Source organism: Planococcus sp. APC 3900 (assembly GCF_030407735.1).
In the GTDB taxonomy this organism is placed as follows: domain Bacteria; phylum Bacillota; class Bacilli; order Bacillales_A; family Planococcaceae; genus Planococcus; species Planococcus notacanthi.
Map to the genome: position 1 here is coordinate 254,755 of NZ_JASDCT010000003.1, position 16,732 is coordinate 271,486.

The following is a 16,732-nucleotide window of genomic DNA, read 5'->3' on the forward strand; positions in this document are numbered from 1 at the left end:
TTTTTCAGTCTATTTTGAAACACTTAATCTGACTTTTTAAAAAAAGACCTCTTTGTTAGAGGTCTTTTCATCATTATTGAGCTCTTGAAACGTATGAAGAATCTGTTGTATTGATGATCAAATGGTCGCCTTCATTAATGAAGAATGGCACTTGAACAGTCAATCCCGTTGTAAGTTTTGCTGGTTTTGATCCGCCGCTGGCTGTGTCGCCTTTGATGCCCGGATCAGTTTCAGCCACTTCCAGAACTACCGTGTTCGGCAACTCAACGCCAAGCACTTCTCCTTGGAATTGGATCACTTGGACTTCCATGTTCTCTTGAAGAAACTTCAATTCGTATTCAATGTTCTTTTCAGGCAACTCAATCTGTTCGTAGGTTTCTGTATCCATAAAGGCATGCATATCGCCATTGGCATACAAATACTGCATTTTGTTGTTGTCAATCTGTGCTTTTGCGACTTTTTCACCGGCACGGAAAGTTTTTTCAGTGACACTTCCTGTACGCAAGTTGCGAAGTTTCGACCGCACGAATGCAGCGCCTTTGCCTGGTTTTACGTGTTGGAATTCCATAACGCGCCAAATTCCGCCATCCACTTCAATTGTGACACCTGTTTTAAAATCGTTTACTGAAATCATAATAGTTCCTCCGTTTGTTATAAAATGCGAAGCTCTTTTGTGGAGTTAGTCAATCGTTCATTTCCTGACTCGGTTACCAGTATATCATCTTCAATGCGAACTCCGCCAACTCCTGGCAGATAAATCCCCGGTTCCACCGTCACAGCCATGCCCGGTTCGAGCACCGTTTCCGATCTGAATGACAACCCTGGGCCTTCATGGACTTCCAAACCGATGCCATGGCCAGTAGAATGGCCGAATGCTTCACCGTAGCCTTTGGACTTGATGTAATCACGTGCAATGGCATCCGCTTCGATGCCGCTCATGCCTGGTCCAATTTTCTCTACGCCCAGTTCCTGCGCCTTCAATACAATATCATAAATTTCCTTCATCTGTGCAGAAGGTTCTCCGACTGCGACCGTACGGGTAATATCTGAGATATAGCCGTTGTAGAGTGCACCATAATCAAGCGTGATCATGTCTCCTTTTTCAATGACTTTATCCGTTGCCACACCGTGCGGAAGCGCTGAGCGCAGCCCTGAAGCCACAATGGTGTCAAAGCTCGACGAAGTCGCACCCTGTTTGCGCATGAAGAATTCCAGCTCATTGGATACTTCAAGTTCCGTCAATCCCGGACGGATAAATCCACAAATGTGTTCGAATGCATCATCTGCAATTTTGGCCGCTGCTTTCAGAATAGCTACTTCATCCGGTGTCTTGATCATTCGGATCTTTTCAATCAAGTTGCTGACAGGTTCCAGGTCGGCGTCGATTTTTGACTTGTATTGCACAACTGTCGAATAAGTCATATAGTCCTGTTCAAAAGCAAGCGTACGGATGCCCAGAGATTTTACTGACTTTACCGTTTCATCCATCAGGTTTTTTTCAGCCTGGATTACATCAAATTCTTTGACTTGTTCTCCAGCCTGTTCTGTATAACGGAAATCCGTGATGAAAACCGCTTGTTCCGCAGTTACAATCGCCAGCCCTGCAGTACCCGTAAATTCGGTGATGTAACGCAAGTTGAAAGGACTGGTGACGAGCAGCGCCTCCACATCCCGTTGTTTCATTTCAGCACGTAATTTTTGAAGTTTCAATGTGTTCATCCTCTCTCCTGTTTTAAGATCAATGCATGCAATGCTAATTTGTAGACATCTTGGCCGAATCCCACAATTTGCCCGATCGTGACCGGCGCAATGTAGGAATGATGGCGAAATTCCTCGCGTTTGTGGACATTCGATATATGTACTTCGATTACTGGCACTTGAATCGCAGCAATGGCGTCACGAATAGCGATGCTTGTATGGGTATATGCTCCAGCATTCAAGACAATGCCGGATAGGCCATCATCGCCCGCTCCGTGAATCCAGTCGATCAATTCCCCTTCATGATTCGACTGGCGGCAAATCAATTCAATATGATGGTGATAAGAAAACTCCACCAGTTCCTGTTCCAATTCCTCCAGCGTAAACGTTCCATACGCTTCTTTCTCCCGCTTGCCCAAGCGATTTAAATTAGGGCCGTTCAAGATCAGCACACGCATTCAGCTTTCCCCTTCCCCTGACACATTCTTCATTATTTTAACATATCGGAACAATCGAGCAACTTTTTAACAGAAAAGCGGAAGCGACCGTGTAGATTCGACGGGCATAAGACAGATCGGCGAAGCGGCGCTCTTTGCCGCACAGCCGGAATGGCTTATGACCCTAGAATCTGGGCGCTGCAGCTGGACATCGAAAAGCGGAAGCAGTCAAAAATTCAAGCACCATTCAGAAACAAACCATAAAAAAGCGCGATGGCTATTCGGCCATCGCGCTGGTCATTTTACAATCCGCATTTCAGCTGAGCGTTGCAGTTGGTGCATGTGTTGCAGCCGCCCATTTCTTCGACTGTCCCTTTTCGGCAAACCGGGCATGTATCGCCTACTTCTGAACCGATGGTGACATTGGTTGAACGGAGATCCTGAATTGTGTCGATCAAGACGATCGGACGTTTGCCAGTCTCTTCCGGCTGTTGCTCTTCTTCAAATGTGTTTTCTTCGGCCTTCAGCGTCAAGACTTGTGAATCACGGCTGCCATCGACATAAACCGTTCCGCCTTTAGCGCCACCTTTGTAGAGACGCTCATAGACGCCTTCCACCTGTTTGACTGTATAACCTTTTGGAGCGTTGACGGTTTTCGAAATGGATGAGTCGATCCAGCGCTGGATGATGCACTGAACATCCGCATGTGCTTCAGGCGCCAAGTCCATCGATGTCACAAATGCCTTCGGCAGGTTTTCTTCATCAGCCTCAGGGTTGTTTTTCAGGTATTCACTGACGATGTCTGCTTTCACCTCGATAAATTTGCCAAGGCGTCCACTGCGGTAGTATGTGAATGAATAATAAGGTTCAAGTCCGGTTGATACGCCAACCATCGTCCCAGTGGATCCTGTTGGAGCTACCGTCAACAGATGCGAGTTGCGGATACCTTTTTCAAGTACTGCTTCGCGAACATGTTCCGGCATTCCCTGCATAAATCCTGTTTCTGTGAAAGCTTTGCGGAGTGCTGCCGTCTCTTCATCAGTTTTGCCGATGAGGAACGGGAAGCTGCCGCGTTCTGCTGCTAAGTCTGTCGAAATTTCATAAGCAGCCGTAGCAATCGTCTTGAAGATTTCATCTACAAGCTCGTTGCCTTCCGGAGAACCGTATTCTTTATCGCAATAGATCAATAAATCTGCAAGCCCCATGACTCCCAAGCCAACACGGCGTTCACCAAGTGCCTGAACCTGGTTTTCTTCCAGGAAGTAAGGAGTTGCATCGATGACGTTGTCCTGCATGCGGACACCGACACGAACCGTTTCTTTCAACGCTTCGAAATCGACCGTCTTCGTTTTCGGATCTGCAAACTGCGCCAAGTTGACGGCAGCCAGGTTACAAACAGAATAAGGCGCCAATGGCTGCTCGCCGCAAGGGTTGGTCGCTACGACTTTTTGCCCGTAAGCTGCTGCATTGGTTTTTTCATTGGCATTGTCAATGAAGAAAATACCCGGTTCTGCTGAATAGGTAGCACAAATATTAATCAGGTTCCACAGTTCGCGTGCTTTCATCGTGCGGTAAACACGGACGCCATGGCCCATGCGTTCCCATTCACGGACATCGCCGACTTCCTGCCATTTTTCATTGTAGACAGCCATCTCTTCTTTTGAATACGACTCTACTGCAGGGAAGCGCAGATCGAAGTCTGCATCATTTTCCACTGCTGTCATGAAATCGCTGGTCAATGTGACGGAAATATTGGCGCCTGTCAGGAATTCTTCGTTGTGGACTGAATAAGTTCCGCCATCACGCAGCTTGGTTTCAGCATCGCGCATGATTTTCTCATTGAATCCGCCCATTCCAGGAATCGCACGGTAATTCAGGATCCCTTGGTACATTGCATCTTCCTGCTCTGTCAAAGGTTTGAATTTCAATTTGTCGTGAGCCAATTTTTTGATGGTCTCATCTTCTGTGTTCTCAATCAAATAACGAAGGATGCGCGGGTTCTGCATTTTCGAAATGATGAATTCCGCAATATCCGGATGCCAGTCAGCCAGCATGATCATCTGTGCGCCTCGGCGTGAACCGCCCTGCTCAACAAGATGCGTCAATTTAGCGATATCATCCAGCCACGAAACAGAACCTGATGATTTGCCGTTGACACCGCGTGCCAAGGTGTTGCGCGGGCGAAGTGTCGAACCATTTGTTCCGACACCGCCGCCGCGGCTCATGATTTCCATCACTTGTTTGCGGTGATCGGAAATGCCTTCACGTGAATCTGCCACGAATGGCATTACGTAACAGTTGAAGTACGTTACGTCCGTATCAGCACCCGCTCCGTATAGGACACGTCCAGCCGGAATGAATTTCAATCCAACCAATTGCTGATAGAATTTTTCAAACCATTCCTGGCGCTTTTCAGCTGTTTCTTCTACAGAGGCAAGGCCCGTTGCATTGCGTTTGGCGATCTGCTCGTAAAACACTTCAAGCGGTTTTTCAATCACGTCGATCGGGCGATTGACGATGCCTGCCTGCTGCTCTTCCGGTTTGTCGATTGCACTTCTGTAATCTTCTTCGATCCAAACCTGTGCTTTATTGGCCTGGTGATCGATGGAAACGATGTAGCCAAGGCCGCGCGCCGGGAATTTCGGATCTTCTTTGACAGTCAATACAACAAAATCGCCTGCCTTGAGTGTTTTCTTCTCCGTGTCCTTAAAGGAATAACGGTCGATCATCACGAGGCGCGATACACCTTTATGCGTCAGTTTCATGTCAGGAGTAATTGCATGTACCTGGGGAAACGATTCGATATCTTTGTTTAAAGCTCTTGCATTCAACGAATATTGGGATTGTGTGGCGGAAACCATTTGACAATTCCTCCTTTGTGTTATATGGAGTTAGATACTATATATAGTATTAATTCAATTCCCATCATACTATATGTTGAAACTTCTTTTCAATAACAATTTTATGATGGAAATGATTGAAGCAATGAAAAGCTTTATTTACCAACGTTTCCAGCTTTGGAAATCTACAAAATGAGCCTAAAGACTCTCACGCGCGAAAATTCCATTCCGAATTTCCATATTTTATTTTTTCCAAAGCCTTGACATCCGCCAATTGTTGTACGGTCAAATTATAGGATTCCAGACTGATCGACAAGGCCTGTTCGAAACCGGCTTTAAACGCACGGATACACTCATCCGGCGTCACTGGTTTTTCACGGAGCGAATTGATCGATACTGCTTTTTCCGGAATTTTGCTGCGCATGCGCTCTTTGGCAGCTTCACTGGAAAACTTGAAAACCGACAATAGCTTCTCAGCATCCAGATCTATCAGTATAGCACCATGTTGCAGGATGACGCCTTTTTGGCGCGTCTGGGCACTGCCCGCTACTTTCTTTCCTTCTACGACCATTTCATACCAGCTCGGTGCATCGAAACAAACCGCTGATTTCGGTTTTTTCAAATCGGCCCGTTTTTCTTCTGTATCCGGCACCGAGAAATAGGCGTCCAACCCCAAATTTTTAAACCCTTCCAACAACCCTTCGCTCAATACGCGATAAGCTTCTGTTACGGTTTCGGGCATCTCCGGGTAATCTTCACTGACGATGATGCTATATGTAAGTTCATGCTCATGGAGAACACCTCTGCCTCCTGTAGGCCGACGGACAAATCCAAGGCCAAGCCGGTCGACGGCTTCCATATCAATCTCTTTTTCTACGTTCTGAAAATAACCGATCGATAAGGCAGCAGGCTGCCAGCTGTAAAAACGGATGACGGGCGGAATAAGCCCTTCACTATGCCATGCCAGCAAGGCTTCATCAAGCGCCATGTTGAACGCTGGACTGCCGGCACCGGAATTTATAAAAATCCATTTTGGATATTTCACAAGATCGCCTCCTATTTCCGATAATTAGTGTAACATTGGCATTGAATATCCGTCATCTCTTCTCTTATAATAAAGGAAGATGAGAAAGGGGCAAGAACATTGGAATTTCTGTACATCACGATCGCCATCGTATTGGCAATCATCATTTACGCGGTCATTTCTTATTTCCGCATCAAAAAAGCTGTCACTAACCTGACACAGGAGCAATTTATCGAAGGCTACCGCAGAGCACAATTAATTGATGTGCGCGAACCGAAAGATTTTGCAGCTGGCCATATTCTGGGAGCGCGCAATATTCCGCAAACGCAATTGCGCCAACGCTATAAGGAAATCCGTGCAGACAAGCCGGTTTACCTGTATGACCAAAACGGAGCACGCAGTGGACGGGTAGCTATTTTCCTTAAGAAAAAAGGCTACAATCAATTGTTCCAGCTTCAAGGCGGTTTCAAACAATGGACCGGAAAAATCAAATCCAAATCCTAGGCTTCAAAAACCCTTTCTTAACCGGAAGGGTTTTCTCTATTTGCTAGGCTAATAAATAGTAGACAAGACGCTCTCCATCTTACCCCTCACTTAAATAATGCGGTTAGCGGCTTCTTGAAGCGCACACAAAGCGATTTACAGGCTTCGGGGTAGTTATCTCGTCGACAAACATAACTTCCCCAATAAAGCGACGATGTTGAGAGTGTTCCATTAGAAAAGCGTGGAAGCCAAGTGGCTTCCACGCTTTTTATTCATTTCCCTGCAGCAACCGAACGATACAGCTGGAAATTATCGTACTTTATTCAGCTTTATAATAACGGAGCACAGGCTGGCGCGCCGCTTTTGTTTCATCCAAACGGTTGATGACAGTGGTATGCGGTGCATTTTGGACGATTTCAGGGTTTTCTTCGACTTCTTTCGCAATCTGAATCATCGCATCGACAAATGCATCCAAAGTTTCTTTGGATTCTGTTTCAGTAGGCTCGATCATCATGCCTTCTTCCACATTCAACGGGAAGTAGATTGTCGGTGGATGGTAGCCAAAATCAAGCAGGCGTTTCGCCATATCCAATGTACGGACACCCAGTTTCTTCTGGCGGCGGCCGCTTAAGACGAATTCATGCTTGCAGTGACGGTCATACGGCAAATCGAAATGAGGCTGCAGCCTGCGCATCATGTAATTGGCATTTAGTACAGCATATTCGGTAACTGCCTTTAGGCCATCTGGTCCCATAGAGCGGATATACGTGTAGGCACGTACGTTGATGCCGAAGTTGCCATAGAACGGTTTGACTCGGCCAATGGAATCCGGGCGGTCGTAATCGAACGTATAAGCATCATCTTTTTTCACCAGTACCGGTTTCGGCAAGTACGGCAACAGATCATTTTTAACGCCGACAGGGCCTGAACCAGGTCCACCACCGCCATGAGGTCCGGTGAAGGTCTTGTGCAAGTTCAGGTGAACCACATCAAAGCCCATATCTCCCGGGCGTGCTTTAGACATAACTGCGTTCAAGTTGGCGCCATCGTAATACAGCTTGCCGCCGACTTCATGAATGATCGCAGCCATTTCCAGAATCTGCTCTTCAAACAAGCCGAGCGTATTCGGGTTTGTCAGCATTAATGCTGCTGTGTCTTCTCCAACCACGCGTTTCAAATCTTCCAGGTCTACTAGTCCTTGGTCACTTGATTTGACGGTCACGGTCTCAAAACCGGCAACGGTTGCTGAAGCCGGGTTTGTGCCGTGCGCTGAATCGGGAACAATGACTTTCGTCCGTTTAAAGTCACCGCGCGCTTCGTGGTAGGCACGGATCATCATCAATCCGGTCCATTCACCATGTGCACCTGCAGCTGGCTGCAACGTCACTTCATCCATACCGGTAATTTCTTTCAAATGCTCCTGCAAGTCAAACATCAAAGCAAGAGCCCCTTGAACCGTTTTTTCATCCTGAAGCGGATGGATGTTCGCGAACCCTGGGAAACGTGCTACTGTTTCGTTGATTTTCGGATTGTATTTCATTGTGCACGAGCCGAGCGGATAGAAGCCTGAATCCACACCGTGGTTCCGGTTAGACAGCGCCGTGTAATGGCGCATGATATCCAGTTCGGAAACTTCCGGCAGTTCTGCCGCTTCTGTACGGATCAAGTCAGCCGGCAATAGTTCGCTCAAATCCACTTCTGGTACATCAAGTGTCGGAAGGCTATAGCCGACGCGGCCTTCTTTGGTCAATTCAAAAATTAGCGCTTGGTTGTCCTTATGCATGAGTAGCCCCCACTTCCTGCACTTTGGCAGCGATTTCCTGCACGAATGCATCGATTTCTTCTTTTGTCCGTTGTTCAGTAACAGCAACCAGCATATGGCCACTCAATTCGTTATAGCTCAATCCAAGGTCATAACCGCCGATCATGCCGTTTTCAAACAGACGATCATTCAACTGTTTAACGGATTCTTTCGTTTTCACAACGATTTCATTAAAATGAGCGCCTTCAAATGCAATTTCAAGGCCTGCTTTTTTCAATTGCTGCTTCATATAATGGGTCTTCACGATATTTTGCTTCGCAATTTCTTGTGTACCGACTTTGCCGAGTGCTGTCATCGCTACAGATGCAGCCAATGCGTTCAATGCTTGGTTGGAACAGATATTCGATGTCGCTTTGTCGCGGCGGATATGCTGTTCGCGTGCCTGCAACGTCAAAACGAATCCACGACGGCCTTCTTCATCCGTCGTTTCACCGACTAAACGGCCAGGTACTTTCCGCATCAATTTCTTCGTCACAGCGAAATAACCGCAATGAGGTCCACCGAAAGCTTCCGGAATGCCGAAAGGCTGTGCATCGCCCACTGTAATATCAGCGCCAAGCTGTCCTGGAGAAGTCAAAGCACCGAGTGCCAATGGGTTGGAAGAAACCGATAGCAATGCACCGGCCCCGTGGACAATCGGTTCGATCGCTTTAAGGTTTTCAACTTGTCCAAAGAAGTTCGGGTACTGAATCATCACCGTTGCTACGTTTTCATCGATCATTTCCGTCAAAGCGTCCATATCCGTGTGTCCGTCTTTCAATGGAATTTCAACAACCTCGATCGACTGGCCAAGTGCATAGCTTCGGACAACAGCACGCGATTCCGGGTGGACTGCACGCGAAACCAGGATTTTTTTGCGTCTCGTGTGTCCAGCAGCAAGCATTCCAGCTTCAGCAAGCGCAGTTCCGCCGTCATACATGGATGAGTTGGCAATGTCCATACCTGTCAATTCACTGATCATGGTCTGGAATTCAAAAATCGCCTGCAATTCGCCTTGAGAAATTTCAGGCTGATAAGGAGTATAAGCCGTATAAAATTCAGAACGGGAAATTACATGATCCACAATAATCGGTTTGTAATGGTCGTATACACCAGCTCCTAAAAACGATGCATAGCGGTTGGTGTCGGCATTTTGAGCAGCAAGCTGTGCCAATTCCTTTGTCAATGAAGACTCGGATTTAGCAGGCTTAATGTTGTATTCGCCTTTGAAACGAACTTTTTCCGGGATATCGGAAAACAATTCATCGATTGATCCGATGCCGATTGTTTCCAGCATTTCTTTTTCGTCTTGAGATGTCATTGGTAAATAACGATGTTTCATAAGGTGCTGTCCCCTTTTCAAGTTAGATTAGTTGGATCGTTTATAAAATGGCGTTTCTACTGTTTTCGCTTTTAACCGTTTGTTGCGAATTTCAACTTCCAATTCAATTCCGAGTTCAGCAAACTCACTTGAAACCAAGGCAAGGCCGATATTTTTTTTCAAAGTCGGCGATTGTGTGCCGGTCGTCACTTCTCCGATTTTACGGTCTTCTGCATATACCGCATAGCCATGACGCGGAATGCCTTTATCGATCATTTCAATGCCGACTGATTTGCGTGGAACACCTGCTTCTTTCTGTGCGGCTAATGCCTGTTTGCCGATAAAGTCCTGCTCTTTTTTCAATTTCACGACAAAATTGATGCCAGCTTCAAGTGGCGTTATGTCTTTCGACAATTCCTGGCCATATAAAGCAAGGCCAGCCTCAAAGCGCAATGTATCACGCGCACCAAGACCTACTGGCACAACGCCATCCGATTTTCCTTCTGAAAGGATCTTGTCCCATAGAACAGTCAACGCTTCAGGAGCAGCATAAATCTCAAAACCATTTTCACCGGTATAACCAGTACGCGATAAAATCACCGTCTGACCAGCAACATCAACATCCTGTTTGAAACGGAAGGGCTTGATCGATGACAGGTCTTCATCTGTCAGCCGCTGAAGCAACACTTCTGCAAGAGGCCCCTGCAATGCCAAAAGACCGTACCGATCAGATGCGTTGTCTAATGTAACGTCGCCTTTTTTCGCCTGTTCCATCCATTCGAAATCTTTTTCGATATTAGATGCGTTGACGACCAAAAGATATTGTTGATCCGCCAATTTATAAACCAATAGATCGTCTACTGTACCGCCATCTTCATAGCACATCGCTGTATATTGTGCCTGGCCATCCTGGATTTTGGACACATCATTGGTTACCAGATGCTGGAGGTACGTTAAGCTATCAGGCCCGGTAACGAAGATTTCCCCCATATGGGATACATCAAAAAGTCCTGCTTTGGTTCTGACAGCTTCATGTTCTTCCTTGATGCTTGAAAATTGCACAGGCAGTTCCCAACCGCCAAAATCAATCGTTTTTCCACCATATTCCGAATACGTTTCAAATAAGGGTGTACGTTTTAACTGTGCCAATGATTTTCCTCCTCATTCTTCAACTTCCTTCGGCCGGCCAAACCTGAATGCAGACACGAAAAAAGGACAGAGATTTCCCTTTAAAGGGAAATCTCTGTCCTGGAACCTGAAAGTTTACCGTAATGGCTTTCCTCGTTGGTAGCTGACATGCAGCATTCTCCAGAGATGCGTCCTGTATGAGTCTTTTTGCCTGAGAGATTCATAACTTCTGTTATTTGCTCCTTCGGCGACGCCTTGGCGTTCTCTCCCCATACATTCATCCGCCCAAATCAATATTGATTGGTCCAATCCGTTATACAGAATAGTATAACTTTGAGTTAATCCTAACATTGATCCAAGGAAAGCGCAATCTTTTTTCCTTAAAAGGACTAAAGGCGAATGATTTGATTAATTAAAATCAAATCATTCGCCTTTTAGTCGATTTACTTGAAATGCAGCGTATTGTGTAATTTGCCGCAACGTCCGGAATTCGGTCCGGATAGTGATATGCGCAGTTTGTTTATACGCTTTGTAGCGAGATTTATGCAACGCTTCAATTTCCTCTCGCGTCGACTGGCGGACAATCGGCCTGTTTGGATCTCTGTGGATCCGCCGCCAGATTTCCCGGAACGGCGCATCCAAAAACAGCACGAGTCCGGTATTTCTCATGATTTTCTGGTTTTCTTTTCGCATGGTCACGCCGCCGCCGGTGGAGATGATGCAATGATCCTGTTTAAAATTTCGCAAAAACTGCGTTTCCAATTGCCGGAAATATTCTTCGCCATGCTGCTCGAAAATCTCCGGAATCGTTTTCCCTACCTGCCGGACAATCTCTTTGTCCATGTCGTAGAAGGGCAGTTTCAGCAAAAAGCTTAGCCTTCTGCCGACCGCGCTTTTCCCGCAGCCCATGAATCCAATCAAATAAATTCTGTTCATCCTACCCACCCGATACTTACCTCTACTCAGGTATTTTATTTTGCTCTATTTCTATTAGTAGTTGTATCGTAGCATGTCTATGCATATTTTCCAAACCATCGTATGTTTTATATTGGACGGAATAAAGGACGAGCGTGTGGGATAACAGAACCAGAGCGGACATGAAAAAGACGATGGCAATCGGATAGATAGCACCTTTTTCATTTTTAAGGACGCGTAAAAACATACTCTGCCTCTTCCAAGGTGCCTGTGGAAAACTCTGCTTTGACCTTCAACTTGTCACCATTTAAAGAAAAGCTGCAATGGCGGATGCGCGTCAACATAACTTCATGGCCTTTTCTGTCTTTCTGTTTACGGATCATGTCCGTGTACATTTCAATATCATACTCCTCTCCCATCTGGATGATACGGACCCCGTTTCCTTCGTTGATGATTTCAAGCGAGTCGCTGCTGTTCAAATAACCCTGCAAATCGCTTGTGAACAATTGCCATTCGAGCCGGTGCGGATCCAAATCTCCTGTAAAACTGACAGCAAATCCATAAAACAGGACAATCAGCGGCAGCATCGTCATCAACACTAATAAGTCGAAAAGTGATGTCAGAAATGAAAACCCTCTTTCATCCAGCAGCTTTACTCGCTGCATAGCCGCTCCTGCTGACCTCTAAAATCCGCGTAATCGACACACAGGCTGTCTGCCATCTCCCAGCTGTAGACGATGCCGTTTACGCTGCGGCGGCCACGCAATGCCCCAGTCGAATGTATTTCCCTCGCTGCTTCATGGAGGGTTTCAAAAGCACTGACGCGTTCTTTTTTCACCTGCAGGCTTTGTTGGACATTGAGCATGGCCGGCAGCAGGCTGCCAAAAATGATAAACACCATGAACAGGCTTACCATGGTTTCAGCCCAGGACATTCCTCGTTCATTCAGAAAACACCACTCTCCCTCCTCCAAGATGGACAACCATTGTCTTTTCTCCGCTGCTTGTGCCAAAACGGAACGTTCCCGACTGGACCACTGACCCACTGGCATTGAATTTGATTTCCGTGAGATTGCTGGTCTTTTTCAAAGTGACGGAATCCGGAAGTTTCCTGGTCTGGCCCGGTATGTGGGTGTCCATATAGATGTCATAAGATCTTTTGGTTTCCCGGAACGCGATTTTCACCACCTGCTTCAAGTCCAAACTCTGGCTTTGCGCATAATAAACATCCTGCTGCAGGATTTCAAAAAAACGCTGTTCTTCTTTCTTGACCGACATCGCCTGATAGCCAGGAATAGTTATGGCAATGATCGCCATCAACACCATCAAGACAAGCAACATTTCCAACAAGGTAAAGCCCTTCTCCTTTATGACGATTTAGTAGAGGTCACCACTCCGTCAACCGAAATATTCACGGCATCGCCATTCGGACACTCCGTCTCCCCAGTTTTCAAATAACCTTCCGTTACAAGATTCGCCAGTGTCGGAACCGCCTTCATGTCCATACGATAGGATTCCACTTGCCCTTGGACCATCTGGACATAAGCTTTACAGCCTTTTTCATCTACAGCAGAAGATTGTTTTGTGACATTTGGAATGGCTATAGCAATCAAGACTGTAATAATCAGCATAACAATGAGCATTTCAATTAACGTAAACCCTCTTTGATTTTTCAATAAGCGCATATTTTTCCTCCTTAAATGGTATGGACCAGGTTATACATCGGCATTAGGATGGCCAAGTAAGCACCCACAATGCAGATGGCGATCATGATAAAAAAACTCGGTTGGATAATGCGCAATATTCGCTGCGTCTGCTGTTCGATCTGTTCCATCAGCACTTCGCTATAGAGAAGCAATTCTTTCCCCAAATAGCCGGTCAATTCACCATGCTGCACAAATGCCGGCATGTCTTTGGAAACAAATGAAAAATGTTCCAGCGATGTTGAAAACGTCTGCCCCAGCATCAGCTCTTCATGGGACAGCCGTGTCATGAACTGGATGATTTTATGGTAATTCTGGCGTTGCAGAAGTTCGAGTGATTCCTGCATGGAGATTCCGCTATGCAACAATGTACCAAGTTCACGAGCCAAAAGATGCGACCAATACAGTTTCATGAAGCTGCCGATCACGGGCACCGCCAGCAACCATTCGATTTGCCGCTCAATGGGCTGTCTTTTCAGCAATTGCCTGAAAACATAAACCGACAGAGCCGCCAGCGCAAAGATGGCAATAAAAAAATCTGGGAGGCTAAGCAAATAGCCCGGTACTCCGGATCCTTCTTCTCCTGATTGAAGCGAATCCATCATTTCTGTCAGATTCGGCACATAACTGGTGCGGAAAAACAAAAACAATACTGAAGTGAAAATCAACAGGGATACCGGGTAAATCAAAATATTCTTCAGCTTTTTCTGCACTTGTTCCGTCCTTGCAAAACTTTTGGCGATGCTGTCGATCGACTCAGCCAAGCGGCCGTGGTATTCCGCGATTTCAATCGGAAACAGCACATGGTCTTTAAAGCCTAGAAATTTTAGGATTTCAGCGGCATTTCCGCCTCCTTTTAAAATGCCGGTTATGCCTGCCAGTGTTTCCTCCAGCTTCGGCGTATGCATCGGCAGCAATAAGCTCAAAGCTGTCGGCAGCAGGTATCCTTCTTTCATGAGAACAGCCAAACGCGTCAAAAACTGTTCCCGATCACGTAGGCGGATTTTATCTGAGCGCAAAGGAAGCTTGAATTGCACCGATTTTCACCCCTTCCCTGATCTGGCCGTCAAATGTCAGTGAGTCTGGTAACGTGTAGTGTTTTTTCTGGCCGGCTGATGCTAATGCCTCCTCCAGCCTGCCGCCTTCTAAAATCTCATAGAGAGCACGATGGCACGATTCCGACTGGCCGGTATCCGAATACACCGGAATGATTTTTTGTGCCGAAACGGCGATCAGAGTTTGTGACATGTCTTCGAATGACACCCCTAAATCATGCAAACGGTGCAGGCAGCCAACCGAATGCCTGGCGTGAATGGTCGAAAAGACCAGATGGCCCGTCAAAGCCGCGCGCACGGCTATCTGCGCTGTCTCTGCATCACGTATCTCTCCGATCATAATGATGTCAGGATCGTGCCGCAAAATGGCCTTCAGCCCTGCAGCGTAGCTTAGGCCGGCTTTTTCATTGACTTGAATCTGCAGAATTGCTTGGTTTTTCCGTTCGACGGGATCTTCCAGCGTGATGATGTTTCGGTTCAATTTATCGGCGCAATGTTTCAGCAATGAATACAGCGTGGTCGATTTGCCGCAGCCCGTTGGCCCTGTCAGCAAAATCAGGCCTTGTGAAGCTTCAGAAAGTTTTTCAAGCAGACGTGCAGAGTCACGGAAAGCTGCCAGTTGATTGAGGGATTGAGCAGCATCGTCCGGCATGATCCGAATGACAATGCTCTCTTTCGTCAAAACGGAAGGCAAAGTTGAAATGCGAAAGTAATAGGAAAGTTCGTCGATGGGAAGTTGGAATGAACCGGTTTGGGGTTTTCTTCTTTCACTCATATCTAAAAGGGATAGGTATTTGAAATAAGCGATCATGCGATCACCCAGATCAAAGGGGAGTTGTGTCACTTGCCGCAGGCTTTGGAACGAACGGTAAGTGACGGAATAGCAGGTTGGTTCGGGTTTGATGTGGATGTCCGTGGTCTTGTTTTTTGCCGCATCGTGCAGAAGATCAACGCAGCGGCGTTCAATAATCGATTGCATATCCACCTCCTGTTTCGGTTTAAACAAAGGCTGCCTCTCTGTTCCCACATAGTATAACCAGCTGGTTTTCAGAAAGGAATAGTTTTGGCCAAAATAAAATTTTGACCCCGGGATTCACGCCAAATCCGAGATTTGAAGCAGTCAGCCATGGCTTCTGAAATCGGATCCACAAATTTTTGTGAGAATCCTGACAATGATGAAAACAGCCGTACACGTGTTTGTCACAAAGAAAGACCAACTCGCTGTTTACACATTCACTGCCTATCCTATATAATGAATGAGAGATTATTGTGTTGTGGCAAAGGAGGGATTACCCATGAATAATATGTTCAAGTTAATGGGATGGTGGACTGGTATATTTGCAGTTCTCTTTTATGTAGGCGATATGGTTGAAGTATCTTTATTAATGGTCGCTAACACCGGATTTTTTGTTCTTCTTGGATTCTTAAATATTTCTGAACGCATGTATTTGTATATTTTTGGCGCCTATTTGACAGTATTTTTCGTAGGCTTCACTTATTACTCTACGTTCATCCACGTTCCTGGTGCTGGGCACTAATCAATACGAATTCAATGATAAAAGGTGCATCGGAGAAATCCGATGCACCTTTTATTTTTTAATTACATGCCTTACAATCCACGAAGAAACGGATTGCTCTTCATTTCCTGTTCGGGCGTCGTTTCCGGGCCGTGACCTGGATATAGAATCATATGCTCGGGAAGTGTCAGCAACGAGTCCTGGATGGACTGCAGCAGTTTTTTCTCAGAGCCGTCGATAAGATCTGTCCGTCCGATGCTTCCGCGGAAAAGTGTATCTCCAACTATGGCAAAGCCTTCTTTTCCAAAAGAGAAACTGACGCTTCCCGGGGAATGTCCAGGCGTATGGAAGATGTCCATCTGGAATGAGCCGATTTGCAGGTGTTTTTCATCAGTCAATAATACATCCGCGTCTTTGATACGGTAATCCGGCAACGCTCCGTATTTTCCAGATCCGTTCAAATTCGGCCGGCTTAGCCATTCCTTTTCCAGATGGTGGAGGTAGACCGGAATCGAATAATGTTCCCGTATATCATCCACTGCCCCGATATGGTCAAAATGGGCATGCGTAAGCAAAATGGCGATCGGTTTTAAGTTTTTCTTTTTAACCAGCGCCTGAATCTTTGCGCTTTCTTCTCCCGGATCGAAAATCAGGCATTCTTTCTGATCATCCGAGATGATGTAACAGTTGGTCTGGACAGGTCCCAGCTCCATTTGGTCGATTTTCAGCATTTTCTTCACCTCTGCCCGATTATACCATGATGCACCGGAAGGACTGTCAACATACTGACACTTTTTGTCCTCGACAAAAC

General features: G+C 46.3%; 18 protein-coding genes and 2 riboswitches. Of the genes, 2 read left to right on the plus strand and 16 right to left on the minus strand.

Annotated elements, in window-relative coordinates; genetic code table 11:
• Nucleotides 1-73: 73 nt before the first annotated feature.
• From efp to QMA04_RS08120, 5 genes are all read right to left on the minus strand, one after another.
• A complete protein-coding gene (efp, locus tag QMA04_RS08100) occupies nt 74-634 on the minus strand; it encodes an elongation factor P (RefSeq protein ID WP_191715847.1) in 561 nt (186 codons plus the stop codon).
• Nucleotides 635-651: 17 nt separating this feature from the next.
• Nucleotides 652-1,719 carry a M24 family metallopeptidase gene (locus QMA04_RS08105; RefSeq protein WP_284700308.1) on the minus strand — a complete coding sequence of 356 codons (1,068 nt, stop codon included), beginning with the start codon at nt 1,717-1,719 and terminating at the stop codon, nt 652-654.
• Nucleotides 1,716-2,156 (minus strand): type II 3-dehydroquinate dehydratase, encoded by a 441-nt coding sequence (gene aroQ / locus QMA04_RS08110; RefSeq protein ID WP_191715848.1) that lies wholly within the window; start codon nt 2,154-2,156, stop codon nt 1,716-1,718. Before aroQ ends, QMA04_RS08105 begins: the two co-directional genes overlap by 4 nt.
• A 281-nt stretch (nt 2,157-2,437) precedes the next feature.
• Complete coding sequence (locus QMA04_RS08115) at nt 2,438-4,996, minus strand: vitamin B12-dependent ribonucleotide reductase (RefSeq protein WP_203339848.1); 2,559 nt, start codon at nt 4,994-4,996, stop codon at nt 2,438-2,440.
• Nucleotides 4,997-5,183: 187 nt separating this feature from the next.
• On the minus strand, nt 5,184-6,020 hold the full coding sequence (locus QMA04_RS08120; protein ID WP_290185025.1) for a lipoate--protein ligase family protein: 837 nt from the start codon (nt 6,018-6,020) through the stop codon (nt 5,184-5,186).
• A gap of 99 nt (nt 6,021-6,119) precedes the next feature.
• Here QMA04_RS08120 and QMA04_RS08125 point away from each other — a divergent pair, with 99 nt between their 5' ends.
• Nucleotides 6,120-6,503, plus strand: a complete 384-nt coding sequence (locus tag QMA04_RS08125) for a rhodanese-like domain-containing protein (protein ID WP_203339846.1) — start codon at nt 6,120-6,122, stop codon at nt 6,501-6,503.
• A 298-nt stretch (nt 6,504-6,801) separates the two neighbouring features.
• Here the strand turns inward: QMA04_RS08125 and gcvPB are convergent, their stop codons facing one another.
• The 10 genes from gcvPB to comGA all read right to left on the minus strand — a co-directional run bounded on the left by gcvPB (nt 6,802) and on the right by comGA (nt 15,383).
• Nucleotides 6,802-8,265, minus strand: a complete 1,464-nt coding sequence (gene gcvPB, locus QMA04_RS08130) for an aminomethyl-transferring glycine dehydrogenase subunit GcvPB (protein ID WP_191715852.1) — start codon at nt 8,263-8,265, stop codon at nt 6,802-6,804.
• Nucleotides 8,258-9,625: an aminomethyl-transferring glycine dehydrogenase subunit GcvPA gene (gene gcvPA / locus QMA04_RS08135; RefSeq protein ID WP_191715853.1), complete on the minus strand. Its 1,368-nt coding sequence runs from the start codon at nt 9,623-9,625 to the stop codon at nt 8,258-8,260. The genes gcvPB and gcvPA overlap by 8 nt, the downstream gene beginning before the upstream one ends.
• 27 nt (nt 9,626-9,652) lie before the next feature.
• Nucleotides 9,653-10,753, minus strand: coding sequence for a glycine cleavage system aminomethyltransferase GcvT (gcvT, locus tag QMA04_RS08140; protein ID WP_290185027.1), 1,101 nt, complete (start codon nt 10,751-10,753; stop codon nt 9,653-9,655).
• A 90-nt stretch (nt 10,754-10,843) separates the two neighbouring features.
• A riboswitch (glycine riboswitch) is annotated at nt 10,844-10,920 on the minus strand.
• 1 nt (nt 10,921) lies between these two features.
• Nucleotides 10,922-11,013: riboswitch (glycine riboswitch) on the minus strand.
• Between the two features lie 142 nt (nt 11,014-11,155).
• Nucleotides 11,156-11,668: a shikimate kinase gene (locus QMA04_RS08145; RefSeq protein ID WP_191715855.1), complete on the minus strand. Its 513-nt coding sequence runs from the start codon at nt 11,666-11,668 to the stop codon at nt 11,156-11,158.
• A 206-nt stretch (nt 11,669-11,874) separates the two neighbouring features.
• A complete protein-coding gene (comGF, locus tag QMA04_RS08150) occupies nt 11,875-12,312 on the minus strand; it encodes a competence type IV pilus minor pilin ComGF (protein WP_191715856.1) in 438 nt (145 codons plus the stop codon).
• Nucleotides 12,300-12,581 carry a hypothetical protein gene (locus tag QMA04_RS08155; RefSeq protein ID WP_290185029.1) on the minus strand — a complete coding sequence of 94 codons (282 nt, stop codon included), beginning with the start codon at nt 12,579-12,581 and terminating at the stop codon, nt 12,300-12,302. Before QMA04_RS08155 ends, comGF begins: the two co-directional genes overlap by 13 nt.
• Before the next feature lie 7 nt (nt 12,582-12,588).
• Complete coding sequence (comGD, locus tag QMA04_RS08160) at nt 12,589-13,023, minus strand: competence type IV pilus minor pilin ComGD (RefSeq protein ID WP_318247999.1); 435 nt, start codon at nt 13,021-13,023, stop codon at nt 12,589-12,591.
• Nucleotides 13,014-13,331: a competence type IV pilus major pilin ComGC gene (comGC, locus tag QMA04_RS08165; protein ID WP_191715857.1), complete on the minus strand. Its 318-nt coding sequence runs from the start codon at nt 13,329-13,331 to the stop codon at nt 13,014-13,016. The genes comGD and comGC overlap by 10 nt, the downstream gene beginning before the upstream one ends.
• 11 nt (nt 13,332-13,342) lie before the next feature.
• On the minus strand, nt 13,343-14,386 hold the full coding sequence (gene comGB, locus QMA04_RS08170) for a competence type IV pilus assembly protein ComGB (protein ID WP_290185030.1): 1,044 nt from the start codon (nt 14,384-14,386) through the stop codon (nt 13,343-13,345).
• Nucleotides 14,355-15,383, minus strand: coding sequence for a competence type IV pilus ATPase ComGA (comGA, locus tag QMA04_RS08175; RefSeq protein WP_290185032.1), 1,029 nt, complete (start codon nt 15,381-15,383; stop codon nt 14,355-14,357). The genes comGB and comGA overlap by 32 nt, the downstream gene beginning before the upstream one ends.
• 316 nt (nt 15,384-15,699) lie before the next feature.
• Here comGA and QMA04_RS08180 point away from each other — a divergent pair, with 316 nt between their 5' ends.
• On the plus strand, nt 15,700-15,942 hold the full coding sequence (locus QMA04_RS08180) for a DUF2626 domain-containing protein (RefSeq protein WP_006830462.1): 243 nt from the start codon (nt 15,700-15,702) through the stop codon (nt 15,940-15,942).
• Nucleotides 15,943-16,013: 71 nt separating this feature from the next.
• Here the strand turns inward: QMA04_RS08180 and QMA04_RS08185 are convergent, their stop codons facing one another.
• A complete protein-coding gene (locus QMA04_RS08185; RefSeq protein ID WP_290185035.1) occupies nt 16,014-16,652 on the minus strand; it encodes an MBL fold metallo-hydrolase in 639 nt (212 codons plus the stop codon).
• Nucleotides 16,653-16,732: the final 80 nt, after the last annotated feature.

Bases quoted from the DNA above. Each gene is read 5' to 3' on its own strand.
- efp (WP_191715847.1), bottom strand. From the start codon at position 634: ATGATTTCAGTAAACGATTTTAAAACAGGTGTCACAATTGAAGTGGAT.
- QMA04_RS08105 (WP_284700308.1), bottom strand. From the start codon at position 1,719: ATGAACACATTGAAACTTCAAAAATTACGTGCTGAAATGAAACAACGG.
- aroQ (WP_191715848.1), bottom strand. From the start codon at position 2,156: ATGCGTGTGCTGATCTTGAACGGCCCTAATTTAAATCGCTTGGGCAAG.
- QMA04_RS08115 (WP_203339848.1), bottom strand. From the start codon at position 4,996: ATGGTTTCCGCCACACAATCCCAATATTCGTTGAATGCAAGAGCTTTA.
- gcvPB (WP_191715852.1), bottom strand. From the start codon at position 8,265: ATGCATAAGGACAACCAAGCGCTAATTTTTGAATTGACCAAAGAAGGC.
- gcvPA (WP_191715853.1), bottom strand. From the start codon at position 9,625: ATGAAACATCGTTATTTACCAATGACATCTCAAGACGAAAAAGAAATG.
- QMA04_RS08145 (WP_191715855.1), bottom strand. From the start codon at position 11,668: ATGAACAGAATTTATTTGATTGGATTCATGGGCTGCGGGAAAAGCGCG.
- comGF (WP_191715856.1), bottom strand. From the start codon at position 12,312: ATGCAGCGAGTAAAGCTGCTGGATGAAAGAGGGTTTTCATTTCTGACA.
- QMA04_RS08155 (WP_290185029.1), bottom strand. From the start codon at position 12,581: ATGTCCTGGGCTGAAACCATGGTAAGCCTGTTCATGGTGTTTATCATT.
- comGC (WP_191715857.1), bottom strand. From the start codon at position 13,331: ATGCGCTTATTGAAAAATCAAAGAGGGTTTACGTTAATTGAAATGCTC.
- comGA (WP_290185032.1), bottom strand. From the start codon at position 15,383: ATGCAATCGATTATTGAACGCCGCTGCGTTGATCTTCTGCACGATGCG.
- QMA04_RS08180 (WP_006830462.1), top strand. From the start codon at position 15,700: ATGAATAATATGTTCAAGTTAATGGGATGGTGGACTGGTATATTTGCA.
- QMA04_RS08185 (WP_290185035.1), bottom strand. From the start codon at position 16,652: ATGCTGAAAATCGACCAAATGGAGCTGGGACCTGTCCAGACCAACTGT.